This window comes from Mesorhizobium sp. M4B.F.Ca.ET.203.01.1.1, from assembly GCF_004791025.1.
GTDB classification, from domain to species: domain Bacteria; phylum Pseudomonadota; class Alphaproteobacteria; order Rhizobiales; family Rhizobiaceae; genus Mesorhizobium; species Mesorhizobium abyssinicae.
Map to the genome: position 1 here is coordinate 193,594 of NZ_SRUO01000003.1, position 24,520 is coordinate 218,113.

Below are 24,520 nucleotides of genomic sequence, written 5' to 3' on the forward strand. Positions count from 1 at the left end.
TTACCCCATTGAGATGGCCTGCTCTTGGCGGCAGGTTTTGTTCCTGTTTGATTGTCACCATAAGCCAATCGGCTTGGCAACTGCGGAGCTTGGACTGGACTAAAAAGCAATTCCCGTGCCACCGTCAGGCTTGATAGGTGACCTTTCCGCCGCAAACCGTGGTGACCGGCCGCACCTTGTGCAGGTCTTCCGGCGCGGTCGCCTCGATATCGGCCGAGAGCACCACCAGGTCGGCCAGATAGCCCGGCTTCAGGCGGCCCTTGCGGTTCTCCATGAACTCGGCATAGGCCCCTTCCACCGTATAGCCGGCAATCGCCTCGTGCAGCGAGAATCTCTGATCGGGGTCGGTGCTTGCCCATGGTTTGCGCAACACTGCCGCCTGGATGCCCAGGATCGGATCGATCGGCGCTACCGGCCAGTCGGAGGCGAAGACGACGCGCGCGCCGGCATTCTTCAGGGTCCGCCATGCATAGCTTAGCGGCCAGCGGGCCTGCCCGATGCGCGACACCGTCGGTTCCAGCGGAAAATCCATCGCGCCGGGTGGATGCGGCGGCTGCATGGAGGCGATGACGCCAAGCTTTTCGAAGCGCGGCACATCGTCGTCGGTGATGACCTCGATATGCTCGACACGATGCCGGCTGTCGCGCTTGCCGTTGGCCTTGGCGGCCGCCTCGTAGCCGTCGAGCACGGCGCGCACCGCCCCGTCGCCGATCGAATGCACCGCCATCTGCAGCCCGAGCTTGTCGACGACGACCGCAAGCTCGGCGAACTGCGGCGGCGTGAACAGCGGCTCGCCCACCCAGTCCGGCCGGTCGGCATAAGGCTCGACCATCACCGCCGTCCAGGAATCGAGCACACCGTCGTAGAAGACCTTCACCATCCCCGACGACAACCACTCGCCCTTGTAGCGTTCGGCCATGACGGACGCCTTGTCGAGCATGTCGAGCGTCATGAAATTCTTGTAGTGAAACGGTATCTGCGCGCGGCAGGGCAAGCCCTCCTCGGCCTCGATCTCGGCCAGCAGCTCGAGTTGGTAGAGATTGCCGTCCATGTTGTGGATCGAGGTGATGCCGTGGCGCGCGCACCAGGCGAGCCCACGCCGCATGATGTCGCGGTCGGCGGCGCGCTCGGCAGCGGTCGGCGTCGGATCCGGCTCGCCGCCGGTCGCCAACCCGAGCCGCACCCGGCCTTCGCCGGCAAGATCGAGCACCGGACCGAACGCTTCGCCCTCGCGCAGCTCGCCCGCGGCCAGGCCATCCTCGCCCATGACGATTTCGTTGCCCGGACCAAGCGTGCGTCCGTGCAGGATGCCTGCCAGTTCAAGCGCCTTGGTGTTGGCCCACATCGTGTGGTGGTCGGGAGCGGCCATGACGAAAGGCCGGTCCGGCAGGATCGCGTCGAGATGGTGGCGCGTCACCCGCTCGTCGCCAAGCACGGTATAGTCGACGCCTTGCGCGACCAGCATCTTGGCGTCGGGCCATGCCGATGCATAATCGCGGATCGCTGCTTGCAGCGCCTCGAAGCCGTGGACGCCCGACAGTTGCAGATGCGCAAGCTCGGCTGCGCCCGAAAACAGATGCATGTGGGCTTCGATGAAGCCGGGGATCACCGAGCCGCCCCCGGCGTCGACGATCCTGGTGGCTGCTCCCGTGTAGCCTTCTATCGAGGCACGGCTGCCGATGGCGATGATGGCGCCGTCCTTGACGGCAATGGCTTCGGCGGCGGGATTGTCGGCATCCATGGTCAGCACACGACCGTTGACGACGATCAGATCCGCATTGTGATCCGCACCCGTGACAGACATCGCGACTCCGCGCTTTTGACGACTGGCCGTGACCGGCAACCCTTGACCAACGGCGTTCCACTCCGCCGGAGCGGCGCGCCATGGGACAAGAATGATGCCAGCGCGCTGTCTTCGAAATTCCCCTTGTTATCCCGGCAGACAGCGTGGATAAAGAATGCGACTAATTATTCGCGTTTGTCAACGCTCCGAATTTCGAATGAATTGTGGACAGCACCCAGCGCCTGTCTTGAGACCGGGCGGGGAACGGGGACCTAGAGCCGTGAAGCGCAGCCTCAGCCGCGAAACCAGGATAGCGCTCGAACCGCGCAAGCAGCCGCGCCAGCAACGTTCGAGCAAGGTGGTCGACAGGATTCTCGACGCGGCGCTGACCTTGACACGGGAGCAAGGAACCAAGGCGCCGACGACGCTCGCCATCGCCCAGCATGCCGGCCTGTCGGTCGGTTCGGTCTACCAGTATTTTCCAAACAAGGAGGCCATTCTTCTCGACCTCGCCCGGCGCTGGCTGTCGTCGTTTCCGGAGGTGATCGCAAGGCGCATCGAGGTCGCCCCGCCCACCAACCGCGAAGAGTTTCGCCAGGAAGTGCGCAAGCTCTTCATCGACACCTCGAAGCTCTATCTCGACAACGCCAGCCTGATGCCGGTGATCGAGGCCATATCGGGAAATGCCGACCTGAGGCCGATCCAGAACGAATATGACGACCAGATCGTCGCCCTCTACGCCGCATGGCTGCAGCATGTGAACCCGGCTCTTGAAGACAAGGTCGCGAGCCGCCTCGGCTTGCTGATGATGGAGGTCGGGCACGCATGCCGGCTTGTGGGGCTGAAAAGGGATCGCAAGACATACGACCTTATCGAGGACGATGTGGAAGTGATGTGGCTCGCCTTGGTGAACCCCTATCTCAATCTTGACTGATTTCGCACTTCGAGAGGAATTTCATGAAGACTGTCTATTCGCCGCTTCACGCCGGCCATGCAGGCCAGATGGAACTGGTCACGTCGGCGATCGTGCCGGGTTTCGAAAAGCCGTCGCGGGCGGAATTCATCAGGGCGCGCGTCGAGAGCGAGAAGTTGGGGCCGATCATCGGGCCGGTCGAGCATGATCTCGCCGCCGCCAAGCGCGTGCACAGTGCCGACTACATCGACTTCCTGCCGACCGTCTGGCCGCGATGGACGGCTGAGGGGCACAAGGGCTCGGCCATGGCGTTCACCTGGCCGACGCGCGGTTTGCGCGGCGACATGCCGCCGCAGCGCATCGACGGCCTGCTCGGCTATTATTCCTTCGACGCCGGCGCCACCTTCGTCGAAGGCACCTGGACGGCGATCAAGTCGTCCTATGAAGTGGCGCTGACGGCGGCGGAACTGGTCAAGGCCGGCGAGCCGGCCGCCTTCGCGCTCTGCCGCCCGCCCGGCCATCATGCGGGCGCCGCCTTCATGGGCGGCTATTGCTTCATCAACAACGCCGCCGTCGCCGCGCAGTGGTTCCTCGACCAGGGCGCCAGGCGCGTCTCGATCCTCGATGTCGACTACCATCACGGCAACGGGACGCAGGAGATCTTCTACGGCCGCGGCGACGTCCAGGTGATCAACCTGCACGGCGATCCGATGACCGAATATCCGTTCTTCCTCGGCCATGCCGACGAGCACGGGATCGGCGAAGGCGAAGGCTTCAACCTCAACTACCCGATGCCGTTCGGCACCGACTGGGACGGCTGGAACGCCTCCCTGGAGGATGCCTGCGCCAAGCTTGCCGCTTACGCCCCCGATGTCGTCGTGGTGTCGCTCGGCGTCGACACGTTCGAGAAGGACCCGATCAGCCAGTTCAAGCTGAAGAGCGCCGACTATCCCAAGATCGGCCGCCGCATCGCCAGGCTCGGCCTGCCGACGCTGTTCGTCATGGAAGGCGGCTATGCTGTGGAAGAGATCGGCATCAACGCCGTCGGCGTGCTGACCAGCTTCGAGGACAGGTAGGAAGCCAAAGGGCGCCCGCAGCCGCCCTTTGGAACTCTACGCTAGGCGGCAGCGCCGGGGCTCGGCGCCGCGGACGGCACGGCCGGTTTGCGGGAACGGCCAAGCATGTACACCGCCACCGCAGCAATGACGCCCGCGGCCAGGATGGCGGCCGCCAGCACCGGCCGATACCAGAACCAGGCGATGGCGATCGTCGTCGTCCCGACCAGGATCGCCAGGACGAAGGCGATGATGCCGGTGCCCAAACGAGCCAGGCTGCCGAGGAAGGGTATGACGTCGAAGATCACCCCGATCGGGCCGAGCAGCAGCGCAAAGCCTATCGTCAGCAGGATCAGGCCGCCGGCGCGCAGCAGCCAGGTTATCAGCGTGTTCGCGCTGACCGCCTCGGCGAACATCCTGTCGGCCGGCACGTCGTCCGTATCCACCATCAGCAACGCATCGCCGGCCGCCGTCTGGTAGGGCTCGAACCGGTCGCCGCCCTGGCGCGCGACGATGCTGACGGTGCCGAGCGGCGCCAGCTCGTAGTCGATGCGATAGTCGCCCAGCGCCGGCGACGTCGTATCGGCGCCGAGATAGATCCTGCCGTCGACGATGTTGATCGGCTTTGCACCGGTATAGGCAGCCTCGATCGCAGCCGACTGGCTGGACGAGAGCGAAAATTCCTTGTCGCCCCCGATGCGGTCGAGCACCGGCCTGTCGAGCGTGAAGGCGCCGAGTTTGCCCTCCGCAATCTGGAAGCTCCTGCTGTGGATCGCCATCGGCGGATTCTGGTGGCCATCGGGCTTCTTGAAGTCGGATGAGTCGATCTGGCTGTCGTCCCACACCTTCGAATAGCTGTAGGTCGTCACCGTCTCCTCGCCGCCGCCCAGCTTCTTCGTCGTCTCCGACTTGGAGTCTTCCTTCCACTGGTACATCTCGACGCTGCGCGACAGGCGCAGCCCCTCGGCCTGAATGCCGAAATCCGGATCGGCAAGACCGTTATCGGCCGTCACCGGTCCAGTCACATGCACCAGCCTGCCGTCATTGCCGGCGTCGACGCTGTCGACGCCGACCGAGACGACGGCGCCGGCGCCTTCCGCCAGCGAGCGCGCCGTCTGCACCGCGCGGCCTTCGTTCCAGAACAGACCGATCACCATCAGCACGATCAGGATCAGGCCGAAGACCACCCCGCCGACCGCGCGCTTGATCCGTCCGAACCACGAGACGGACGTCACTTCCTGGAATGAATCGCTCATCGTTTCCCCCGCAAGACCACCGGCAACGGACGCCCATCCATTGCCGCCATACGAATCCTAGCCGAATCGGCCGCGCCCCGATATGGCGGCCCGGCACCGCCCTCGCTTTTCCATCGAAGAGACCTGTTGAAAGCAGCGCGAAACGGCCCCTGAGTCGCGATCCGAGTCCACCGGATTCGATTTTGTCAAATCGCGTTTGATGTCGGATTCATCTACGGGTAGATTAGACCCGAATCAGCCGGTCCTCGGGGGGCGCGGCGACCACCCAAAGTCTCAAGTTCCGGCACTCGGCCGGCACCAGACGCGGACGGCTTCGCGTTCCCTGTAGGGATTCCGACCTGGTTGGGCGCTGACCGCGCCTTGAGTGTGTCTTCGTGACAGTGACGCGTATTTCGGGTTCGGCCGCTGGCGACACCAGCACCGGGCACATGGATCGATTCCGGCCAAAGCATAAGATGAGCAGTCCCGCCGCGCTTCTCCAATCCGAACCATCGCGCCTGGCGTCTCGCGGCGACCTCACCAGCTTTTTCATGCAGCTTGCCGCCGAGATCGGCGCCGACAGCTACATGCTTGTCGCCATCATCCACGACCAGGATCGCAGCGATGCCCGCATCGTGTCCTCCAACTGGATATTCGACGCCATCGAACTCATCGGCAAACGGCTGATAGCCGGCCTCGCCCAGGGACCGCTGACCGCGTCGCCCGGCAACCGCCCGAGGCCGCTGGTGGCCGCCCAGGCGCCCGATGCCGGCGCGCTGCTGAGCGGCGAGGAGGCCCGCCTGCTCGATGTGCTCGGCCATGCCGAAATCTACTCGCTGCGGCTGAATGTCGGCCGCCAGCGCCTGTTCGTGCTGTTCTCGGCCGCCCAGGCCGGCAAGATCGACCAGCCGGGGCTGATGAAGGCCCAGCTGAAGTGTTGCTACGCGCTGTCCAACATCCCGCAGCTGATCGCCGCCGCTGCCATGCAGGACCCGCTGTCCGACCGCGAGCGCGAATGCCTGTTCTGGGTGTCGGAGGGCAAGACCACCGACGAGGTCACGCTGATCCTCGGCGTCTCGTCGAACACCGTCAACAGCTACATCACCCACGCGATCCAGAAATTCGCGGCCAGCAACCGCGCGATGGCCATCGCGACGGCGATCAGGAGCGGCATCATTTGAAACAGGCACATGTCAAGGAGGCAGCCGAGGCCCTCTTCAACGAGCAGCGCAGCCCCTTCGGCGCCTTCTCGCTCGGCTCCGAAACGCACCACGCCGTCACCATTCCGGACGCCGTGCGCCGCTGCCGCTGGATCGCCGTCGACATCAATGCCGGGGCTTTCGGCCTGTTCTTCGTCAGCCCTTCGCTGGAACGGGCCCGCCTCGTGCCAAGCTTCGATTCGGACTACCCCGGCACCTCCGTGGCCACCAAATTCATCTCCGGCGCCAATGGCGAGGAAATGGTGCGCCACACCCGCATCTCCACGGCGCCGCGCTGGTGGGCGGACGACGGCATCGCCAGCTCCCAGCAGGCCTTCCAGGACCTTGCCTGGGCCGAAAGAACCGCGCCGCTCGCGCCCGGCACCAACGGCATCGCCTTTCCCGTCCATGCCGACCGCGGCCAATGCGGCCTGGTCATTTTCCTCGGATCGGAAATCGCCTTGCCGCAGGACGTGCTCTACGAGATCCACGCCCGCTGCTTCTCGCTCTTTGCCGCGGTTGCCCGCATCCGTCCGACCGACACCAGCCGGATGCGCTCGATCTCCAAGCGCGAGCTCGAATGCCTGAAGCTGACCGCCAACGGCAACACCAGCGAGGAGATCGCCAAGCTGCTGAAATTGTCGGTGCACACCGCCAACCAGTACCTGACCCAGTCGACGCAGAAGCTCAACGCCGTCAACCGCAACCAGGCGGTGGCCAAGGCGCTTCGGCTCGGCCTCATCGAATAGATCGACCCGCGAACTCTCTACACTCGGACCGGGCCAAAAGCGCGCGCCGGTTCGAGGCAACGGCATGCCAGGCGCGGTGGTCGATCGACCGCCGCGCCTTGCTTTCATCAAAGGCGGATTTTCAGTAGGCGAGCGGCTCGGTCCTGCGGATGCGGGCCTGCTCGATCACCGCTTCCAGCAAAGCGGTGTTGTGCTCCGGATTCTCGCCCGGCTTTTCGAACGAGACGTAGTTGACCACGACATGGTCCTTGTCTTCGCTCAGCGTCAGCTGGAAATAGACGGTGACGCCGGGCGGCCTGAGCTCGAGGTCGAGCACGATGCGCGGGCTGCCGCTCCAGTCGACATGGGCTTCGCCGCCGTGACCGAGCCTGAGCGTACCCGGCATGAAGAACAGTTCGGCCGCCGAATCCACCAGGTCCGACAGGCAAGCGAAATGCTCCAGCCGTATGAAAGCGATATAGTCGGCGACATCGATCAGCCTGAGTTCGGCGATCACCTGCTCGATGGCGCTGGCGACGATGATTTCGCGGGATTTTGCATAAGCTTGCCGGTTCATGAGGTCAGTCTGCGCTCAGCCTTTTTCGAGTAGACGATCCGCACCAGCTCGGCGACGGCCTGATAGAATTGCGACGGGATCACGCTATCAACCGAAACTTGCGTGTACATGGAGCGCGCAAGCGCCACGTCTTCGAAGATCGGGATGTTGTGCTCCCTGGCGATCTCGCGGATCTTCAGCGCCACCAGATCCTGACCCTTGGCCAGCACCAGGGGCGCGGAATCCTCCTCGCGGACATATTTGAGCGCAATGGAAAAGTGCGTCGGATTGGCAATGATCAGGGTGGCGCGCGGCACCGCCGTCATCATGCGGCGGCGCGCCCGGTCGCGCGCCAGCGACCGCAGCCGCGACTTGACGATCGGGTCGCCTTCCGACTGCTTCATCTCGTCCTTGACTTCCTGCTTGCTCATGCGCAGGTCGCGCCGCCAGTTGAAGCGGGACCAGACGAGGTCGACCGCCGCGATCAGCCCCATGACGAAGACGATCGCAACCAGTATGTCGACGGCGATGCTGCGGATGACAAGGCCGAAGGCGACCGGATTGGTGATCATGCCGGCAAGCAGCCTGCGGTGATCCTCTGACAGCGTGAAGCCAAGCACGACGACGGCAAAGCCGAGCTTGCCCAGTGATTTCAGGAACTCGACGAAGCCCTGCACGCCGAACATCCGGCTCCAGCCCTTGGTGATGGAAATGCGCGACAGCTGCGGCCTGATCCGGTCGCCGACGAATTGCGGCATGTTCTGGAACACCGACGCGCCGACGCCGGCCACCACCAGCAGCACCAGCAGGCTGACGACGGCGCGGCCGATCTCGAAAATGACGGACTGGTAGAGCGCGATGACGTCGTTTTCGGTGTCCATCGGCCAGGCTTCCGGCTTTTCCAGGAACATCGACAGGAACATGCCGAGATCGACGATGGCGTCCTTGGCATAAAACACCGTGAACACCAGTATGGCGACGAAGGAGGTGAAGATCGCCGCTTCACGCGAATGGGGCAGCTTGCCCTGTTCGACGGTGTCGCGGATCTTCTTTTCTGTTGCTTCCTCGGTTTTGGAGTCCTTGTCGACCGCTTCAGCCATGGCGCGTCAACCGAGCCGTCGCCATCATGCCGCTTCGCTCTGTGCCGATGAGGGGAGTTCGAACGCCCCATCGCGCGACAGCCGGATCGTGGCCACCGCGATCGTCTTGCGGGCTCCCAGGATGTCGGCCAGCGCGACGCCTTCGGATCCCTGGCCGAGCTCGGATTCGATCATGCGTCGCGACCTTGCGCCGATCGCCGACAGCACCGATTCGGTGAGCGCCGGCGGCGCGCCGCGCAGCGCCAGCGTGACCAGTTCTGTCGACAGCCCGTCGAACAGCAGCACCCGCGCCTTCTGGGTCAGCAGCGGCAAATCGTCGAAGGCGAACAGCCGCGACCTGACGCCGTCGAGATCAGGCGTGCCGGCCTCCTCCAGGTCGTGCATCACCTCTTCGAGCTGAGGCTTGTCCATTTCGTTGAGCACGCTGGCGACACGCGCCTGTCCGACCGAGATGTCCTTCGCCGCCGCCTGTGACAGCAGACTGCTGCGCAATTGGCTTTCGACGATCTTGGCCGCCGCGTCAGGGACCGCGGCCAATGTGACCATGCGTTTGATGATCTGGCTGCGGATGGGCTTTTCCATCGTCAGCAGCACATTGGCCGCCGTCTGCGAGGAAAGTTTCGACAGCACCAAGGCCGAGGTCTGCGGATGCTCGCCGGACAGGAAGGCGCCGAGGCGGCCGGCCTCCAGCTTTTCGAGGTCGGGCCAGATCGGCGGCGGCCCCTCGGGCGCCACCTCGAACCTCTTGTCGCCCATGATGGCGCTCATTTCCTCGGGCGACAGCGATTCGTTGAGGATGGTGTCCATCCGGTCAGCGGAATCGAGCAGTCCCGCCCCCTCGGTGAATTCGGCTTCGAACTCGGCGACGATGCGCTCGAGATCGTTCTGCGGGATGGTGCGCAGCAGGCGCGCCCCTTCGATCAGTGCCTTCAGCTCCTCCTGCTTGAAAAATTTCAAGAGCCGGCTGGCCGAGGGCTTGCCCATCGCCACCAGGATGGCGGCTGCCTTCTGCGGGCGCGTCAGCGTGGTCAGCGTCGTCATGCTGTCTGTCCTTGCAGGCGATCGATGGGCGCGCCGGCCATTGCCTATGCGCTCTTGGTGGCGGCGATGATTTCGGTCAGCCTGATGCCGAAGCGCGACGGATCGCTTTCAAGCACGGTGATCTCGCCGCGGGCGATCTTGCGGCCATTGACCACGACGTCGACAGGTTCGCCGATGCGCCGGTTGAGCGCCACCGTCGAGCCCTTCTGCAGCGCCATCAGGTCGGACACCGCCATCTCGGTGCTGCCGAGGATGATCTGCACGTCGACCGGAATGGCCATGATGATGCTGGAATTGGCGCCTGATGCCGCCCGCAGGGCCGCGTCCGGCCGCCGCTCCTCTTCCTTGAGGACGCCGCGCAGTTCCTCGATGGCGCGGTCGAGTTGCTCGTCCGGCTGGTCGGGGTCGGCTTCCACCTTGGTCTTTGCCATACGTCGTCTCCAAAAAATCGGGCCAGCCCGGCGTCAGCCCGGCATCAGCCCGTCGATGAAATCCTGCCCGGCATCGTAGGGTTGCCGGACGCGGACGGTGTAGTTCTGGCCGAGCTTGCCGAAATCGCAGACGAACAACGTCTTGTCGCGCGCGCTGAGCCGCGCTTGCGATTGCGCCGTCTCCTCGAATTCGATGATCTGCCCGACTTCGAGGCTGGCGAGGTCGCCGAGCGTCAGCCGCGCAAGCGGCATCGTCGCTTCCAGCATCACCGCCGAGCGCATTACTTCTTCGGAGAAGCGCGCGCGCCAGTCGGAGCCGGCCGCGTGATCGTCCTCGTGGGCGCCGGCAGCGCCGCCGCGAGTAGCCAGCAGGACGCGCTGCGGGATCATCACCGTGACAGTGCCGCTGTCGGTCGGCGTCGAGATGCCGAACACCATGCGGACCGACGCCCCGTCACGCAGCACGCGCCGCTTCGCCTCCATGCCGGACATCGCCCTCTGCACCGGCAGCCGCAATTCGAGCGAGCGTTTGCCCGATCCATTGAGCGCCTGCGCGACCAGCTGGAACACCGTCGTCGCCACGTCGGTTTCGATCTGCGACAGCTCGCGCTCGATCGGCGAGACCGGCACGTCCGGGTCGCCGCCGAACAACGCGCAAACCATCACCGCGATGCCCGGCGCGTCGAGCACCAGGGTCATGGCATCGGAGGAGGTCGGCGAGGCGACGATGGTCATGGCGAATGTGTCGCCGGCATCGCTGCGCGCCTCGGGAACACGGCTGACCGCGACCGCGCGCAGATCGACGGTGACCGGTGCGCCGAGTTCGCCGATAAGGCTCTTCTGCAGCAGCGGCACGGCGCGTTCGGCCATCCCCCGGCCGGCGCCGATGACATGATCGGCCTCGCCGCTGTCGCCGACGAGACGTTCGATGATCAGGGAACGGGTCTGCGACGGACTGCCCGGACTGGTCATGATGGCGAGCGGCCTTGTCTGTCTTCACGCATGCTCAGGCCGCTTTCTTTTCGCCCGAGCCGGTGTTCATCGTGCTTTGCTCGACCGCATCGATGGTCGGCCGCTCGTAGGACGAGATGGTCTTGCGGCCGAATTCGATCGCGACCTGCGGCAGCGCGCCGTTCATGTAGGCGAGCAGCGTCTGCTTGACGATGATGTAGAGGCGGTTCTTCTTCTCGCGCACGGTCTTGATCTTGGTGGCGACCGGGCCGACGACGGCATAGGACAGGAAGATGCCGAGGAAGGTGCCGACGAGTGCGGCGCCGATCAGGCCGCCGAGGATTTCCGGTGACTGGTCGAGCGCGCCCATCGCCTTGACCACGCCGAGCACCGCGGCGACGATGCCGAGCGCCGGCAGGCCGTCGCCCACCGCCACCATCGCGTGGTAGGCCTTCAACTTGTCGGTCCTGATGGTCTGGATCTCCTCGTCCATCAGCGCCTCGATCTCATGCGAGCGCGCATTGCCGATGATGATGATGCGGCAGTAGTCGCAGATGAAATGCGTCAGGTCGTGGTTCTTCAGTACCGTCGGGAAGGCCTGGAAGATCGCCGACTCTTCCGGATTGTCGATATGCGCCTCGACCTCGCTGCGCGACTTGGAGCGCAATTCGCGCATCAGGCTGTGCAGCACGCCGAGCGTCTCCAGATAATCCCGTTCCTTCGGCACCGCCTGCTTAAACGCTTCGAGAATGCCCTTGCCGGTGTCCTTGACGGTCTTCATCGGGTTGGCGACGAGGAAGGTGCCGAGCGCCGCGCCGCAGATGACCACCGCTTCCCAGGGCTGCATCAGCACGTGCAGATGGCCGCCCATGGCCATGAAGCCGCCGAGGACGCAGCCGAGCGTCACCACCAGTCCGATCAGAATGCCCACGCAAGATCCTTCCGCATGTCACCGCAGGTCCCAACCGATAATCCCCGTGCCTTGTGTGAGGCTTGAATCGACGAGGCTTCAACCCCGCGAGGTCCGGATCGCGGGTTGCGGGGCCGATTCAGCTTCGCGCAAGGAAGTGACTGTATTTTCCTGGGATAGCTTCGGCCGGAGGCGCACAGCGTGTTGAACACTTATACGAGCTACCAACTTATCGCCAAGGACATACCCAAGGCGATCGACCAGGTTGAGGCGCAGCCCGTCGTCAAGCGCGATACCGACTACTATCTCGCCAATATCGGCAACATCAAAACCATCGACGACTTCGTCAAGGACACCCGCCTGTTCACCTATGCCATGAAGGCATACGGCCTGGGCGACATGGCCTATGCCAAGGCTTTCATGGTCAAGGCGCTCAAGGAAGGCGTCTCGGATTCGGACAGCTTCGCCAACAAGTTGAGCGACAAGCGCTATGCCGCCTTCGTCAAGGCGTTCAACTTTGCCGCCTACGGCTCGACCGCCACGCTCTTTCCCTCCGCCCAGCAAGGCGCGGTCGACAAATACATGCGCCAGACCCTGGAGGAGAACGCCGGCGAGACCAATCAAGGCGTGCGGCTTGCGCTCTACTTCCAGCGCAAGGCGCCCGACATCACCAACTGGTACGACGTGCTGGCCGACACTGCGCTTGCCAGCGTGGTGCGCACCGCCCTCGGCCTGCCCGATTCCTTCGCCTCGGCCGACATCGACAAGCAGGCGCAGCTGTTCGAGCAGAAGCTCGACATCGCCGACTTCAAGGACACCGACAAGCTGAACAAGTTCCTGACCCGCTTCACCAGCCTGTGGGAGATCAACAACCCGACCTCGACGGCAACGACATCGGTCAGCGTGCTCTTTTCCCAGCCGACCACGGTCGGCATCTCGACCGATCTGATGATGGCCATGCAGAAACTGAAATTCTGAGAACACCATGCAGGACAGCCTTTACGTCGCCCTCTCCTCGCAGATCGCGCTCGAGCGCCGGCTCGACACCATCGCCGACAATGTCGCCAATGCCTCGACCATCGGCTTTCGCGCCACCGGCGTGAAATTCGAGGATGTCGTCTCCGGCACCGGGCCGAAGTCGGTCTCCTTCGCCTCCTCGGGCAACACCTATCTTTCGACGGCGCACGGCTCGATGACCGAGACCGGCAATCCTTTCGACTTCGCCATCCAGGGCGATGCCTGGTTCGCCATCGAGACGCCGGGCGGCACGGTGATGACCCGCGACGGCCGCTTCTCGATGAACGAGAACGGCGAGCTTATGTCGATCGAAGGCTATCCGGTGCTCGACGGCGGCGGCGCGCCGATCCAGCTCGACCCTCGCAACGGACCGCCCAAGGCCGGCGCCGACGGCTCGCTCAGGCAGAACGACCAGCTGGTCGGCGCCATCGGCCTCTACAATTTCGACCCAGGGCAGAATTTCGTCCGCTACGGCAATTCCGGCATCGTGCCCGCGCGGACGCCTGAACCTGTGACCGATCGCTCCGACGTCGGCGTGGCGCAGGGTTTCCTCGAGGAATCCAACGTCAATCCGGTGCAGGAAATGACCCGGCTGATCATGGTCCAGCGCGCCTTCGAGAACACGGCGGCGCTGATGCGCCAGACCGATTCGACGACCGACGACGCGATCAAGACGCTCGGCTCCAAGTAAAGGCATGTCGACCAGCCCACCCTCGCTGCGCGCTCTGGAAAAGCAGCCGGAAGCAGCACCTGCCGACCGGCTTGCCGCCCTGGAACGCGTCCTGCGCCGCTTCGACCGCGCCGAGTCCCTTCTCCGGCGCGGCGGTCGCGTCGCCGAGATCTCGCCGACCCACTACAAGGTGCGCGGCCTTTCCGACATCGCCAGGCTGGGCGATATCGTCGAGCAGCGCGGCCTTGCCGGCACGCGTCGCGGCGAAATCGTCAGGATCGGCCGCGACGAGGTGGTTGTGGCCCCCTTCGAGCGCAGTGCCGACGCCGGCATGGGCGACGCCGTGTTTCGCCGCGGACCGCTGGCCGTGACGCCGCATGCCTCGTGGCGCGGGCGCGCCATCGACGCGCTGACACGCGCCATCGACGGCGGCCCGCCGCTGGTCAGGCCCGCATCCACGCCGGGCGAGGATGCCACGACCCCGGGCGCCATGGCGCGGCAGCGCGTCGGCACCGCCTTCATGACCGGGGTCAGGGTCATCGACATCTTCACGCCGCTCTGTTTCGGCCAGCGTCTCGGCATCTTTGCCGGCTCCGGCGTCGGCAAGTCGACGCTGCTCGCCATGCTGGCCGGCGCCGATGCCTTCGATACGGTCGTCGTCGCCCTGATCGGCGAGCGCGGCCGCGAGGTGCGCGAGTTCCTCGAGGACACGATCGGCGCCGAAAGCATGGCCAAGACCGTGGCCGTGATTGCGACCAGCGACGAAAGCGCCATGATGCGTCGGCGCGCGCCGGACACCGCCATGCGCGTCGCCGAGCATTTCCGCGACCAGGGCCACCGCGTGCTCCTGGTGCTCGATTCGATCACGCGCTTTGCCCACGCGCTGCGCGAGGTGGCGACCGGAACCGGCGAGCCGCCGGTCGCGCGCGGCTATCCGGCTTCCGTGTTCACCGACCTGCCCAAGCTGCTCGAGCGCGCCGGACCTGGCGCCGAGGGCCCCGGAGTCAAAGGCAAGGGGTCGATCACGGCCATCATTTCGGTGCTGGTCGACGGCGACGACCACAACGATCCGGTCGCCGATTCCGTGCGCGGCATCCTCGATGGCCATGTCGTGCTCGATCGCGCGATCGCCGAACAGGGCCGCTATCCGCCGGTCAACCCGCTGTCGTCGATCTCGCGCCTGGCCGACAAGGCCTGGAGCGCCGAGCAGCGGATGCTGGTGACCAGGCTGAAGTCGATGATCTCGCGCTTCGAGGACACGCGCGACATCCGCTTGCTCGGCGCCTACCAGGGCGGCGCCGACGCCGAGCTCGACATCGCCGTGCGCCAGGTGCCGCTGATCTACGAGGCGCTGACGCAGTCGCCGAAGGACCGCGCGTCCGTCGATCCGTTCGCCGACCTCGCCCGCTACCTGAAGGGAAAGCAGAATGGCGATGCAGGAGAGTGAGCGCCAATATACCGAGCGCCTGCTGCGCGAGATGATCGACGACGCCAGGGCCAAGGAAGACGCCTTGGCCGAGGAAGCACGATCCGCCACAGCAAAGGCCGCGCGCGCCATGGCCGCCAAGGTCGCGGCCAAGACCGGGGCTGTCCTGGCCAAGGCGGCGAAGCCCGCCCTTCCGAGGACCGCCGGGCCTGCCAGGACCGCCGGGGATGATTTGCCCGCGGCTGCCCAGGTTGCGGCCGCCGAGACGATACAGGCCAGCCGCGATTCGCTGATCGATGACCTGTTCCCGCGCACGGAATGGCCCACGCCGCCGAAGGCGGAATTCCCGCGGCTGGGCAAGAAGCCCGACCGGCGCAGCGATTTCGTCGTCGCGGCGCTCGGCGTCACGCTCGGCCTGATCTGCGCGCTGTTTCCCTGGTACATCTTCTTCAACCAGGAACAGTTCGGCGTGCAGGCCATCAAGTTCGGCGGCAGCGGCAGCAATGCCGGACGCGTCAGCGGTGGCTCACAAATGGAAAATCCCGGCCAGCCGCTGACGGCCAAGGATGTTCCCGATGTCGACCTGTTCGCCACCGGCACGCTGCAGGACCCCGAGGATCCCGCTGAGGCGCCGGGCGTCGACCAGCAGCCCTTTCCGGCCGATCCCAAGTTCCGCATGGTGCATGTTGCCAACGGCCGCGCCATGATCGAGGACGACGCCGGCCTGTGGATCGTCCAGCGCGGCTCAAAGCTGCCGGATTCCAGCATCGTCTCGTCGATTGAGCAACGCGGCGGCAAATGGGTCATGGTCACCAGCACCGACCAGGTGATCGACCTCTCCAGATAGCGGCGCGCGGGCCGGTCGCGCGGCGCTGCGCCATGCCGGCCCCGCGCAAGGTCCGCGCAAGACTGGCGGCCTAGTCTCTGGGAACCCCGTCCGGAGATTCCCATGGAGCCCGTCAACCTTTTCGATCTCGCCACGAAGCAGTCGCAGTGGCTGGCCGTGCGCCAGTCGGCCATTGCGTCCAACATCGCCAACGCCAACACGCCGGGCTACACGGCGGGCGATGTCGAGCCGTTCGAGAAGGTCCTCGACCGCACCGCGGTGTCGCTGCAGGCCACCCAGGCCGGGCATCTCGGCGGCGAGGCGACGAATGCTGGTTTCAGCATCAAGCCGGAGGAAAGCACCGGCTCGATCATGCCGTCGAAGAACAGCGTGGTGGTGGAAGACGAGTTGATGAAGGCCGGTGAGGTCCGCCGCTCCTTCGAGCTCAACACCGCGATCGTCAAAGCCTTCCACTCCATGATGATGATGGCGGTGAAGAGCTGACCATGGACGCGCTGACCGCAGCTCTCAAAGTCGCCGCGTCCGGCCTGGGCGCCCAGTCCGAGCGCCTGCGCGTGGTGTCGGAAAACCTTGCCAACGCGCAATCGACCGGCACGGCGCCGGGCGCAGACCCCTATCGCCGCAAAACCATCAGCTTCGCTTCCGAACTCGACCGCTCGACCGGCGGCCAGCTCGTGGAGGTCAGCTCGGTGGCGCGCGATCCCTCCGATTTTCCCATCGAGTTCCAGCCCGGCAACGAAGCCGCCGACGAGAAGGGCTACGTCAAGATGCCCAACGTCAACGTGCTGATCGAAATGGCCGACATGACCGAGGCCAACCGCTCCTATGAGGCCAATCTGCAGGTCATCAAGCAGGCGCGCGACCTGATTTCCATGACCATCGACCTGATGAGGAACCAGCAATGATCAGCGGCATCGGCAACATTGGCGCGCTCCAGCTCAAGCCGGCAACCGACGGCGCCGACGCGGCGACCGGCGCCTTGCAGGGCATCGTTTCGCCGCAGGCCGCGACCGACACCGTCGGCACCTCCTTCGCAGAGGCGCTGAGCCAGGCGGCGTCGAAGACCGTCAACACCTTGCAGAATGCCGAACAGGTATCGATCCAGGCGCTGCGGGGCGACGCCGACACACGCCAGGTGGTCGACGCGGTGATGAGCGCCCAGCAGGCCCTGCAGACGACCATCGCCATCCGCGACAAGGTCGTCTCCGCCTACCTCGAAATCAGCCGCATGAGTATCTAGGACCGCGTCATGAAAGCACTCGCTATCGCCGCCACCGGCATGAACGCCCAGCAGACCAACCTGGAAGTCATCGCCAACAACATCGCCAACATCAACACCACCGGCTACAAGCGCGCCCGCGCCGAATTCTCCGACCTGCTCTATCAGGTCGACCGCACGCAGGGCGTGCCCAACCGTTCCAACACCTCGCTGGTGCCGGAAGGCGTCTCGATCGGCCTCGGCGTCAAGACGACGGCCGTGCGCAACGTCCATACCCAGGGCGAGCTGACCAGCACCGGCAACAGCTTCGACCTCGCGCTGACCGGCCGGGGCTGGTTCCAGATCGAAGGCGCCGACGGCGGCACGCTCTACAGCCGCGCCGGCGCCTTCAACACCAACGCCACGGGGCAGCTGGTGACGGTCGATGGCGCCAATGTCGTCCCTGCCATTACCGTGCCGACGGACGCGGTCGAGGTCATCGTCAACAAGACCGGCCAGGTCTTCGCCCGCATCGAAGGCCAGACCGATCTCCAGCTTCTCGGCCAGCTGCAGCTCGCCAATTTCGCCAACGAGGCGGGCCTGGCGCCGCTCGGCGACAACCTGTTCCAGGAGACGGCGGCTTCCGGCCCGGCCAATGTCGGCGTGCCCGGCGACCCCGGCTTCGCCACGATCGAACAGGGCTATCTGGAATCGTCCAACGTCGATCCCGTCAAGGAGATCACCGAACTGATCTCGGCGCAGCGCGCCTATGAGATGAACTCGAAGGTCATCCAGGCCGCCGACGACATGGCCTCGGTCGTGTCCAAGAACATCAGGTAGCGGATCATGATTGCGCCGGCCCACCGCTCCCTGCTCCGCCGCGCCGCGCTGGCCTTCGCGCTGGTGGCCGGCGGCGTGCCGGCGTTTGCCCAGGACGCCGGCGACAATCAGGCCGGCAACCAGAGCGCCAATCAGCTCGCCGCCCAGAATGCCAGGCAGAGCGGCGAGGTCGTGCTGATCCCCAACCGGGTCATCTATCCTGGCGAGACGATCGAGCTTGCCGCGCTGAAGCAGGTGACGCTCGTTCCCGGCAAGCACAAGCCCGACGCCGTCGCCACCCTCGCGCAGGAACTCCAGGGCAAGGTTGCCAAGCGCACGCTGCTGCCCGGCCGCTATATCCCGACCGCCGCCATCCGCGACGCCTGGCTGGTCGAACAGGGCGCGGCGGTGCAGATCTATTTCACCGCCGGCGCCCTGACCATTTCGGCTTCCGGCGTCACCTTGCAGCCGGGCGCCGCCGGCGACCTGGTCAAGGTCCGCAATGTCGACAGCGGCAAGATCATATCCGGCACGGTGATGGGCGACGGCACCATCATGGTCGGCGCCTCATGATGCGCGGACTTGCCTTGCTTCTGGCGGCTGCGCTTGGGCTGCAGCCGGCACTGGCCGACGGGCTGACCCCGAAGGCGAAGCGCGAGCTTGCCGCGAAGAATGGCGGCGCCTTCAACGACCCGGAATACGATCCCGCCACCACCACGCGGATGTTCCGTGTTTCGACCGGGCCAAGCACGCTGCCGCCCGGCCAGGTCGCGGCGCGCATCAAGGACATCGCCCAGCTGCAGAGCGCGCGCGACAACCAGCTCGTCGGCTACGGCCTGGTCATCGGCCTGGCGGGAACCGGCGACAGCCTGCGCAATTCGCCTTTTACCGAACAGTCGATCCGCGCCATGCTGGAGAATCTCGGCATCGCCACCGAAGGCGGCAGCGCGCGCGCCAAGAACGTCGCAGCCGTCATCGTCACCGCCAACATGCCGCCCTTCGTGCAGTCGGGAGCCCGCATCGACATCGACGTTTCCTCGATGGGCGACGCCACCTCGCTTGCCGGCGGCACGCTGATGATGACGCCGCTGAAGGCGGCCGATGGCGAAATCTATGCCGTCGGCCAGGGCTCGGTGATCGTCGGCGGCTTCACCGCCCAGGGCCAGGCCGAGCAATTGACGCAAGGCGTGCCGACGGCGGGCCGCGTCCCCAACGGTGCCATCGTCGAGCGCGCGGTGCCGGCCGAATTCGACGATCAGGGCGTGCTGACGCTGCAATTGCGCAACCCCGACTTCTCGACCGCCATTCGCATCGCCGATGCCATCAACGATTACACCGCGCAGCGTTTCGGCATGCGCGTCGCGGCCGAGCGCGATGCCCGCACCGTCCAGATCAGGCGGCCGAAGAACGTCTCGGCGGCTCGCTTCTATGCCGAGATCGAGAATCTGGTCGTGGAATCGGACACGCCGGCCCGCGTCGTCATCGACGAGCGCACCGGCACCATCGTCATCGGCAACAACGTCAAGATCGCGCGCGTGGCGATCAGCCATGGCACGCTCACGGTGCGCATCACGGAGGCGCCGAAAGTCGTCCAGCCCGAGCCCTTTTCCAAGGGCGTGACCGCCGTCGAGCCCTTCACCGCCATCGAGGCCACGCGGCCCGACGCGCGCGTCGCCGTGCTCGACGGACCAAATCTCGAAACGCTGGTTTCCGGCCTCAACCGTCTCGGCGTCAAGCCGGACGGCATCATCGCCATCCTGCAGGGCATCAAATCGGCCGGCGCCCTGCAGGCCGATCTGGTCCTCCAATAGGCCATGCCGATGATCGCTCCCCGCCAACCCATCCGCAACGCCAGGCCGGCGATGGTCGCCTCGACCCTTGCCGTGATCCTGCTTCTCGCCGGCGGCCAGGCCCGCACCGAGGAAGCGGTGCGCCAGGTGCTGCCCGGCGGGCAGGCGCCGGCGACGCCGCAGCAGCTGAAGCGGGAGAAGGCGCCGGACGAAAGCGAGATCCAGCGCTTCTGCTCCAACATCGCCGACGCCGCCCGCGACCGTCGCTATGCCTTGCAGGCGCAGGAGCTGAAGGAGCTGCAGGCCGGCATCGACCAGCGCATGAAGGCGCTGGAGGACAAACGCGCCGAATACGAGCAATGGCTGAAGCGGCGCGAAGTGTTCCTGGCGCGCGCCGAGGACAGCGTCGTCAAGATTTATGCCGGCATGAAGCCCGACGCCGCGGCCGAACGCCTGGCGATGGTCAATGTCGAATTGGCCGCCGCCATCCTGATGAAGCTGGATTCGCGCAAGGCCGGCGTCATCCTCAACGAAATGGACCAGAAGGCGGCGGCAGCGCTCACCGGCATCATGGCCAGCGCGGCGCGAAGGGTTGATCCGTCATGAAGTGCAAGATGCTCATCCTGGTCGCGGTCGCGGCGCTGTCCGGCTGCGGCACCGATCTCAAGGAGGTCGGCAGGGAGCCTTCACTGTCTCCGGTCGGCTCCGGCATCACAGGCAGCGTCAACGCCCCCTACAGCTACCCCGAGCCGCCGGCAGCACCGGTCAAGAAATTCTCGCTGTGGGACGATCGCCAGAGCCGGCTGTTCACCGACCCCAGGGCGTTGCGCGAAGGCGACATCCTGACCGTCAACATCAAGCTCAACGACAAGGCCAACTTCAAGAACCAGAACGACAGGAGCCGCACCGCGGCGCGCAAGCTCGGCTATGACATCACCCTCGGATGGGAGGGCAACAGCACCAGCGGCAAGGGCGATGCCGGCCTGAGCTCCAGCACCGAAACCAATGCCGACGGCGAGATCAAGCGTTCCGAAAACCTCGAGCTCAACGTCGCCGCCGTCGTCACCGAAGTGCTGCCCAACGGCAATCTGATGATCAGGGGCTCGCAGGAAGTGCGCGTCAACTACGAGCTCAGGGTGCTGACCATCGCCGGCATGGTGCGTCCGTCCGACATCGGCGCCGAGAACACCATCCCCTACGAGCGCATCGCCGAGGCGCGTATCTCCTATGGCGGCCGCGGCCGCGTCAGCGAGGTTCAGCAGCCGGCCTATGGCCAGCAGATCCTCGATCAGGTTCTCCCCTTCTAGGACGGACTGGCTCGGAAAATCACACCATGGCCAATGTCGAGCAAGTCGAGCAGAAGAAGGGACCATCGCTGGTCGTCCAATTCGCCATGCTCCTGGCGGTGACGGTCGCCGCCGTCGGCATGGGCTGGCTGTCCGGCGGCTATCTGAAGGGCACCGATGCCCCGGCCTCGGTGCCGGTCGCTCCGGAAAACGAAGGCAGCAGCGAGAAGCCCGCCGAGCCCGGCAAGGAGGTTGCAGGACCGACGCTTGTCCAGCTAGCGCCGATAACCACAAACCTGGCGTCGCCGGCCGAGGTCTGGATAAGGCTTGAGGCATCGGTGTTCTACGACACGCCGCAACCCGCGGAAATGACCGAGCAGATCCACCAGGACCTGCTGGCGCTGGTGCGCACGCTGAAGATGCATCAGATCGAGGGCGCCAGCGGCTACCAGCATCTGAAGGCCGACCTCGAGGACCGCGCCGCCATCCGCAGCGGCGGCCATGCCAAACAGATTCTGATCAGGACATTGCTGCTCGAATGAGAAAATACCTTCTCGCCGCCACGCTCCTGGTCCTTGCCACCTCCGTCGCCGCGGCCCAGCAGCTGGATCTCGGTGCCATCGGCAAGGCCGACGGCACGACCGTCGGCTATCTGATCCAGATGTTCGGCCTGCTCACCGTGCTGTCGGTGGCGCCGGGGCTTTTGATCATGGTGACGAGCTTCACCCGGTTCGTCATCGCCTTCTCGATCCTGCGCGCCGGCATCGGCCTGCAGTCGACGCCGGCCAACCTGATCCTGATCTCGCTGTCGCTGTTCATGACTTTCTACGTCATGGCGCCGACCTTCGATCAGGCCTGGAACACCGGCGTCAAGCCGCTGATGGACAACCAGATCACGCAGGCGGAAGCGTTCGAGAAGATCTCGGACCCGTTCCGCACCTTCATGTTGCACAATGTGCGCGACAAGGATTTCGACCTCTTCGCCGACCTTGCCCGCGAACGCGGCCAGACCGTCTCGCGCGACACCGTCGACCTGCGCATCCTGGTGCCCGCCTTCATGATCTCCGAAATCCGGCGCGGTTTCGAGATCGGCTTCCTGATCGTGCTGCCGTTCCTGGTCATCGACCTGATCGTCGCCACGATCACCATGGCCATGGGCATGATGATGCTGCCGCCGACCGTGGTGTCGCTGCCGTTCAAGATCCTGTTCTTCGTGCTGATCGACGGCTGGAACCTGCTTGTCGGCAGCCTGGTGCGGTCCTTCACCTGACCTGTCGATATTGATCGCCAGCCTTGCGTGACTTCGCCGCGCCGCCGCGCCGCCGGGCCGAGATTTCCTGCAATATATTTTCGGTTAACCGTCGCGTTTAGGCCTTTGGTAGGGACTTGCCAGCATAGTCCCCCCAGATGGCGGGTGATCTCAATCAACGATCATTGGCATGATGCCGCACCGTCATACCGGAAAAGCCGGTATGTCAAAAAAACACGTGTAAAATCAAGGTACGAGTAGCCATGTCCAGTATCATGACCAATTCCTCGGCGCTGACCGCGCTGCAGAGCTTGAACAACACCAACAAGCAGCTCGAGACCACCCAGTCGCGTATTTCGACTGGTTACCGCGTCGCCACCGCCTCCGACAACGCCGCCTACTGGTCGATCGCCACCTCGATGAAGTCGGACAACAAGGCGCTCTCGGCCGTGCAGGACTCGCTCGGCCTCGGCGCCGGCAAGGTCGACACCGCCTATACCGCCATCAACGACGTCAAGGACCAGGTCGACCTGATCAAGTCCAAGCTGGTCACCGCCCGCGGCGCCAGCCAGGAAGACCAGCAGAAGATCGCGACCGAAATCAACGCCATCCAGGCGCAGATCAAGTCGTCGGTCACCAACGCCAACTTCGCCGGCTCGAACCTGCTGCAGAACGACGGCCTCGCCGCGTCCGACCTTAAGATCGTCGCTTCCTACAACCGCACCGGCGCGACCGTCACCATCGACACCATCGACGTCAAGGCTGCCGACACGCAGGTCCTCGACGTCGCCGGCACGGGCGGCATCGTCGGCGGCCTGCTCGCCACGGCCTTCTTCGATCCGAGCTCTGCCGCTGTCGCCGACACTGCCATCGACACCGCGCTCGGCAGCGTTGAAACGGCGCTTGGCAAGCTGTCCACCGGTGCCGCTTCGCTCGGCGCCGCCAAGTCGCGCATCGACACCCAGAAGAGCTTCCTGTCGAACCTCTCGGACTCGATCGACAAGGGCGTCGGCTCGCTGGTCGATGCCGACATGAACAAGGAATCGACCCGCCTGCAGGCCCTCCAGGTCCAGCAGCAGCTCGGCATCCAGGCGCTGTCGATCGCCAACGGCAATTCGCAGTCGATCCTGTCGCTCTTCCGCGGCTGATCGCCTCCTGAACTCCAGTCATCTGCATCGGGCCGCGCCATCAGCGCGGCCCGATTTTCATTTGTGAAACCCTTGTCATTTTCCCTCGCCAAAGCATGGCTTTAACGCGCCATTAACGATGTCGCGCTAGTTATGGTTAACCATTCACTTATGACGGGCAGACCAGTTGGTCGACAGGCATGACGCCCCCGCCAAACGGGTTGACCGGCATGCGTAAGGCATGCCTGCTTTGAGAAGGGGTGTACCTTGGCAAGTATCATGACGAACGCCGCGGCGCTGACCGCGCTGCAGAGCCTCAACGCCACCAACAAGGCGCTTGAAACGACGCAGGCCCGCATCTCGACTGGCTACCGCGTCGCCACCGCTTCCGACAACGCCGCCTACTGGTCGATCGCCACCAGCATGCGTTCCGACAACAAGGCGCTGTCGGCGGTGCAGGACGCGCTCGGCCTCGGCGCCGGCAAGGTCGACACCGCCTACACCGCCATCACCGACATCAAGGACCAGGTCGACGCGATCAAGGCCAAGCTGGTCACCGCCCGCGGCGCCAGCCAGGATAACCAGCAGAAGATCGCGACCGAAATCAAGGCCATCCAGGAGCAGATCAAGTCGTCGGTCACCAATGCCAGCTATGCCGGCTCGAACCTGCTGCAGAACGACGGCCTCGTCGCCTCCGACCTGCAGATCGTTGCTTCCTACAACCGCACCGGCACCACCGTCGCCATCGACACCATCAATGTCGCGGCCGCCGACACGCAGGTTCTCGATATTGCCGGCACGGGCGGCATCGTCGGCGGCCTGCTCGCCACGACCTTCTTCGACCCAAGCGCCGCTGCCGTCACCGACACCGCCATCGACACGGCGCTGGGCAGCGTTGAAACGGCGCTTGCCAAGCTCTCGACGGGCGCGGCCTATCTCGGTGCCGCCAAGTCGCGCATCGACACCCAGAAGAGCTTCCTGTCGAACCTCTCGGACTCGATCGACAAGGGCGTTGGCGCCCTGGTCGACGCCGACATGAACAAGGAATCGACCCGCCTGCAGGCGCTGCAGGTGCAGCAGCAGCTCGGCATCCAGTCGCTGTCGATCGCCAACGGCAACTCGCAGTCGATCCTGGCCCTGTTCAAGAGCTGACATCCCGGCTGATCTTTCCACTGCATCGAAGGCCGCG

Annotated in this window: 28 protein-coding genes; 20 read left to right on the forward strand and 8 right to left on the reverse strand. The window is 65.1% G+C overall.

What is annotated here, in order from left to right:
* Positions 1-124: 124 nt before the first annotated feature.
* Positions 125-1,804 (reverse strand): amidohydrolase, encoded by a 1,680-nt coding sequence (locus EN846_RS07680; protein ID WP_127392615.1) that lies wholly within the window; start codon positions 1,802-1,804, stop codon positions 125-127.
* Positions 1,805-2,063: 259 nt separating this feature from the next.
* Here EN846_RS07680 and EN846_RS07685 point away from each other — a divergent pair, with 259 nt between their 5' ends.
* Both EN846_RS07685 and EN846_RS07690 read left to right on the forward strand, forming a co-directional pair.
* Positions 2,064-2,717 (forward strand): TetR/AcrR family transcriptional regulator, encoded by a 654-nt coding sequence (locus EN846_RS07685; protein ID WP_127392614.1) that lies wholly within the window; start codon positions 2,064-2,066, stop codon positions 2,715-2,717.
* Between the two features lie 23 nt (positions 2,718-2,740).
* Positions 2,741-3,772, forward strand: coding sequence for a histone deacetylase family protein (locus EN846_RS07690; RefSeq protein WP_127392613.1), 1,032 nt, complete (start codon positions 2,741-2,743; stop codon positions 3,770-3,772).
* A gap of 41 nt (positions 3,773-3,813) precedes the next feature.
* Here the strand turns inward: EN846_RS07690 and EN846_RS07695 are convergent, their stop codons facing one another.
* Positions 3,814-5,007: a TMEM43 family protein gene (locus EN846_RS07695; protein ID WP_127392612.1), complete on the reverse strand. Its 1,194-nt coding sequence runs from the start codon at positions 5,005-5,007 to the stop codon at positions 3,814-3,816.
* Positions 5,008-5,462: 455 nt separating this feature from the next.
* Between EN846_RS07695 and EN846_RS07700 the strand changes: the two genes are divergently transcribed.
* Both EN846_RS07700 and EN846_RS07705 read left to right on the forward strand, forming a co-directional pair.
* Complete coding sequence (locus EN846_RS07700) at positions 5,463-6,167, forward strand: helix-turn-helix transcriptional regulator (protein ID WP_135928094.1); 705 nt, start codon at positions 5,463-5,465, stop codon at positions 6,165-6,167.
* Complete coding sequence (locus tag EN846_RS07705) at positions 6,164-6,934, forward strand: helix-turn-helix transcriptional regulator (protein WP_127392610.1); 771 nt, start codon at positions 6,164-6,166, stop codon at positions 6,932-6,934. The genes EN846_RS07700 and EN846_RS07705 overlap by 4 nt, the downstream gene beginning before the upstream one ends.
* 121 nt (positions 6,935-7,055) lie before the next feature.
* Here the strand turns inward: EN846_RS07705 and EN846_RS07710 are convergent, their stop codons facing one another.
* Genes EN846_RS07710 through motA form a run of 6 tightly spaced genes read right to left on the reverse strand, consistent with a single transcriptional unit; the run spans position 7,056 to position 11,923 of the window.
* The gene (locus tag EN846_RS07710) at positions 7,056-7,490 is read right to left on the reverse strand and encodes a hypothetical protein (RefSeq protein ID WP_127283899.1); all 435 of its coding nucleotides are present in this window, start codon (positions 7,488-7,490) and stop codon (positions 7,056-7,058) included.
* Complete coding sequence (gene flhB, locus EN846_RS07715) at positions 7,487-8,569, reverse strand: flagellar biosynthesis protein FlhB (RefSeq protein ID WP_127392609.1); 1,083 nt, start codon at positions 8,567-8,569, stop codon at positions 7,487-7,489. The genes EN846_RS07710 and flhB overlap by 4 nt, the downstream gene beginning before the upstream one ends.
* A gap of 24 nt (positions 8,570-8,593) precedes the next feature.
* Positions 8,594-9,610 (reverse strand): flagellar motor switch protein FliG, encoded by a 1,017-nt coding sequence (locus tag EN846_RS07720; RefSeq protein WP_127392608.1) that lies wholly within the window; start codon positions 9,608-9,610, stop codon positions 8,594-8,596.
* A 44-nt stretch (positions 9,611-9,654) separates the two neighbouring features.
* Complete coding sequence (gene fliN / locus EN846_RS07725) at positions 9,655-10,041, reverse strand: flagellar motor switch protein FliN (RefSeq protein WP_127283902.1); 387 nt, start codon at positions 10,039-10,041, stop codon at positions 9,655-9,657.
* Between the two features lie 33 nt (positions 10,042-10,074).
* On the reverse strand, positions 10,075-11,013 hold the full coding sequence (locus tag EN846_RS07730; RefSeq protein ID WP_128345993.1) for a FliM/FliN family flagellar motor switch protein: 939 nt from the start codon (positions 11,011-11,013) through the stop codon (positions 10,075-10,077).
* Positions 11,014-11,047: 34 nt separating this feature from the next.
* Positions 11,048-11,923, reverse strand: a complete 876-nt coding sequence (gene motA / locus EN846_RS07735) for a flagellar motor stator protein MotA (RefSeq protein WP_127393963.1) — start codon at positions 11,921-11,923, stop codon at positions 11,048-11,050.
* A 180-nt stretch (positions 11,924-12,103) separates the two neighbouring features.
* Between motA and EN846_RS07740 the strand changes: the two genes are divergently transcribed.
* The 16 genes from EN846_RS07740 (at position 12,104) to EN846_RS07815 (ending at position 24,483) form a co-directional block, all read left to right on the forward strand.
* Positions 12,104-12,880, forward strand: coding sequence for a DUF1217 domain-containing protein (locus EN846_RS07740; RefSeq protein ID WP_187331326.1), 777 nt, complete (start codon positions 12,104-12,106; stop codon positions 12,878-12,880).
* Positions 12,881-12,887: 7 nt separating this feature from the next.
* Positions 12,888-13,610 (forward strand): flagellar basal-body rod protein FlgF, encoded by a 723-nt coding sequence (gene flgF, locus EN846_RS07745; RefSeq protein WP_127283906.1) that lies wholly within the window; start codon positions 12,888-12,890, stop codon positions 13,608-13,610.
* A 4-nt stretch (positions 13,611-13,614) separates the two neighbouring features.
* Entirely contained in the window at positions 13,615-15,036 is a 1,422-nt protein-coding gene (gene fliI / locus EN846_RS07750; protein WP_128346518.1) for a flagellar protein export ATPase FliI, read from the forward strand.
* The gene (locus EN846_RS07755) at positions 15,017-15,862 is read left to right on the forward strand and encodes a hypothetical protein (RefSeq protein ID WP_127393850.1); all 846 of its coding nucleotides are present in this window, start codon (positions 15,017-15,019) and stop codon (positions 15,860-15,862) included. The genes fliI and EN846_RS07755 overlap by 20 nt, the downstream gene beginning before the upstream one ends.
* Positions 15,863-15,964: 102 nt before the next feature.
* Complete coding sequence (gene flgB / locus EN846_RS07760) at positions 15,965-16,345, forward strand: flagellar basal body rod protein FlgB (RefSeq protein WP_127311690.1); 381 nt, start codon at positions 15,965-15,967, stop codon at positions 16,343-16,345.
* A gap of 2 nt (positions 16,346-16,347) precedes the next feature.
* Entirely contained in the window at positions 16,348-16,767 is a 420-nt protein-coding gene (gene flgC, locus EN846_RS07765; protein WP_127311691.1) for a flagellar basal body rod protein FlgC, read from the forward strand.
* Complete coding sequence (locus EN846_RS07770; protein ID WP_127285021.1) at positions 16,764-17,102, forward strand: flagellar hook-basal body complex protein FliE; 339 nt, start codon at positions 16,764-16,766, stop codon at positions 17,100-17,102. Before flgC ends, EN846_RS07770 begins: the two co-directional genes overlap by 4 nt.
* A 9-nt stretch (positions 17,103-17,111) precedes the next feature.
* Complete coding sequence (gene flgG, locus EN846_RS07775) at positions 17,112-17,900, forward strand: flagellar basal-body rod protein FlgG (RefSeq protein ID WP_127311692.1); 789 nt, start codon at positions 17,112-17,114, stop codon at positions 17,898-17,900.
* Positions 17,901-17,906: 6 nt separating this feature from the next.
* Entirely contained in the window at positions 17,907-18,452 is a 546-nt protein-coding gene (gene flgA / locus EN846_RS07780) for a flagellar basal body P-ring formation chaperone FlgA (protein ID WP_127393849.1), read from the forward strand.
* A complete protein-coding gene (locus EN846_RS07785) occupies positions 18,449-19,690 on the forward strand; it encodes a flagellar basal body P-ring protein FlgI (protein WP_128346519.1) in 1,242 nt (413 codons plus the stop codon). Before flgA ends, EN846_RS07785 begins: the two co-directional genes overlap by 4 nt.
* Positions 19,691-19,693: 3 nt before the next feature.
* Positions 19,694-20,275 carry a MotE family protein gene (locus tag EN846_RS07790; protein WP_127393892.1) on the forward strand — a complete coding sequence of 194 codons (582 nt, stop codon included), beginning with the start codon at positions 19,694-19,696 and terminating at the stop codon, positions 20,273-20,275.
* The gene (flgH, locus tag EN846_RS07795) at positions 20,272-20,976 is read left to right on the forward strand and encodes a flagellar basal body L-ring protein FlgH (protein ID WP_127393891.1); all 705 of its coding nucleotides are present in this window, start codon (positions 20,272-20,274) and stop codon (positions 20,974-20,976) included. The genes EN846_RS07790 and flgH overlap by 4 nt, the downstream gene beginning before the upstream one ends.
* A gap of 26 nt (positions 20,977-21,002) precedes the next feature.
* Complete coding sequence (locus EN846_RS07800) at positions 21,003-21,497, forward strand: flagellar basal body-associated FliL family protein (protein WP_127393890.1); 495 nt, start codon at positions 21,003-21,005, stop codon at positions 21,495-21,497.
* Positions 21,494-22,225, forward strand: coding sequence for a flagellar type III secretion system pore protein FliP (fliP, locus tag EN846_RS07805; protein ID WP_126058482.1), 732 nt, complete (start codon positions 21,494-21,496; stop codon positions 22,223-22,225). The genes EN846_RS07800 and fliP overlap by 4 nt, the downstream gene beginning before the upstream one ends.
* Before the next feature lie 242 nt (positions 22,226-22,467).
* Complete coding sequence (locus EN846_RS07810; RefSeq protein ID WP_127285014.1) at positions 22,468-23,352, forward strand: flagellin; 885 nt, start codon at positions 22,468-22,470, stop codon at positions 23,350-23,352.
* A gap of 246 nt (positions 23,353-23,598) precedes the next feature.
* Positions 23,599-24,483 (forward strand): flagellin, encoded by an 885-nt coding sequence (locus EN846_RS07815; protein ID WP_126058480.1) that lies wholly within the window; start codon positions 23,599-23,601, stop codon positions 24,481-24,483.
* Positions 24,484-24,520: the final 37 nt, after the last annotated feature.

Bases quoted from the DNA above. Each gene is read 5' to 3' on its own strand.
- EN846_RS07785 (WP_128346519.1), top strand. From the start codon at position 18,449: ATGATGCGCGGACTTGCCTTGCTTCTGGCGGCTGCGCTTGGGCTGCAG.
- EN846_RS07810 (WP_127285014.1), top strand. From the start codon at position 22,468: ATGTCCAGTATCATGACCAATTCCTCGGCGCTGACCGCGCTGCAGAGC.
- flgF (WP_127283906.1), top strand. From the start codon at position 12,888: ATGCAGGACAGCCTTTACGTCGCCCTCTCCTCGCAGATCGCGCTCGAG.
- flgC (WP_127311691.1), top strand. From the start codon at position 16,348: ATGGACGCGCTGACCGCAGCTCTCAAAGTCGCCGCGTCCGGCCTGGGC.
- flgA (WP_127393849.1), top strand. From the start codon at position 17,907: ATGATTGCGCCGGCCCACCGCTCCCTGCTCCGCCGCGCCGCGCTGGCC.
- flgB (WP_127311690.1), top strand. From the start codon at position 15,965: ATGGAGCCCGTCAACCTTTTCGATCTCGCCACGAAGCAGTCGCAGTGG.
- EN846_RS07690 (WP_127392613.1), top strand. From the start codon at position 2,741: ATGAAGACTGTCTATTCGCCGCTTCACGCCGGCCATGCAGGCCAGATG.
- EN846_RS07790 (WP_127393892.1), top strand. From the start codon at position 19,694: ATGCCGATGATCGCTCCCCGCCAACCCATCCGCAACGCCAGGCCGGCG.
- EN846_RS07680 (WP_127392615.1), bottom strand. From the start codon at position 1,804: ATGTCTGTCACGGGTGCGGATCACAATGCGGATCTGATCGTCGTCAAC.
- EN846_RS07720 (WP_127392608.1), bottom strand. From the start codon at position 9,610: ATGACGACGCTGACCACGCTGACGCGCCCGCAGAAGGCAGCCGCCATC.
- fliN (WP_127283902.1), bottom strand. From the start codon at position 10,041: ATGGCAAAGACCAAGGTGGAAGCCGACCCCGACCAGCCGGACGAGCAA.
- flgH (WP_127393891.1), top strand. From the start codon at position 20,272: ATGAAGTGCAAGATGCTCATCCTGGTCGCGGTCGCGGCGCTGTCCGGC.
- flhB (WP_127392609.1), bottom strand. From the start codon at position 8,569: ATGGCTGAAGCGGTCGACAAGGACTCCAAAACCGAGGAAGCAACAGAA.
- EN846_RS07730 (WP_128345993.1), bottom strand. From the start codon at position 11,013: ATGACCAGTCCGGGCAGTCCGTCGCAGACCCGTTCCCTGATCATCGAA.
- EN846_RS07800 (WP_127393890.1), top strand. From the start codon at position 21,003: ATGGCCAATGTCGAGCAAGTCGAGCAGAAGAAGGGACCATCGCTGGTC.
- fliP (WP_126058482.1), top strand. From the start codon at position 21,494: ATGAGAAAATACCTTCTCGCCGCCACGCTCCTGGTCCTTGCCACCTCC.
- EN846_RS07755 (WP_127393850.1), top strand. From the start codon at position 15,017: ATGGCGATGCAGGAGAGTGAGCGCCAATATACCGAGCGCCTGCTGCGC.
- EN846_RS07700 (WP_135928094.1), top strand. From the start codon at position 5,463: ATGAGCAGTCCCGCCGCGCTTCTCCAATCCGAACCATCGCGCCTGGCG.
- EN846_RS07695 (WP_127392612.1), bottom strand. From the start codon at position 5,007: ATGAGCGATTCATTCCAGGAAGTGACGTCCGTCTCGTGGTTCGGACGG.
- fliI (WP_128346518.1), top strand. From the start codon at position 13,615: ATGTCGACCAGCCCACCCTCGCTGCGCGCTCTGGAAAAGCAGCCGGAA.
- EN846_RS07710 (WP_127283899.1), bottom strand. From the start codon at position 7,490: ATGAACCGGCAAGCTTATGCAAAATCCCGCGAAATCATCGTCGCCAGC.
- flgG (WP_127311692.1), top strand. From the start codon at position 17,112: ATGAAAGCACTCGCTATCGCCGCCACCGGCATGAACGCCCAGCAGACC.
- EN846_RS07770 (WP_127285021.1), top strand. From the start codon at position 16,764: ATGATCAGCGGCATCGGCAACATTGGCGCGCTCCAGCTCAAGCCGGCA.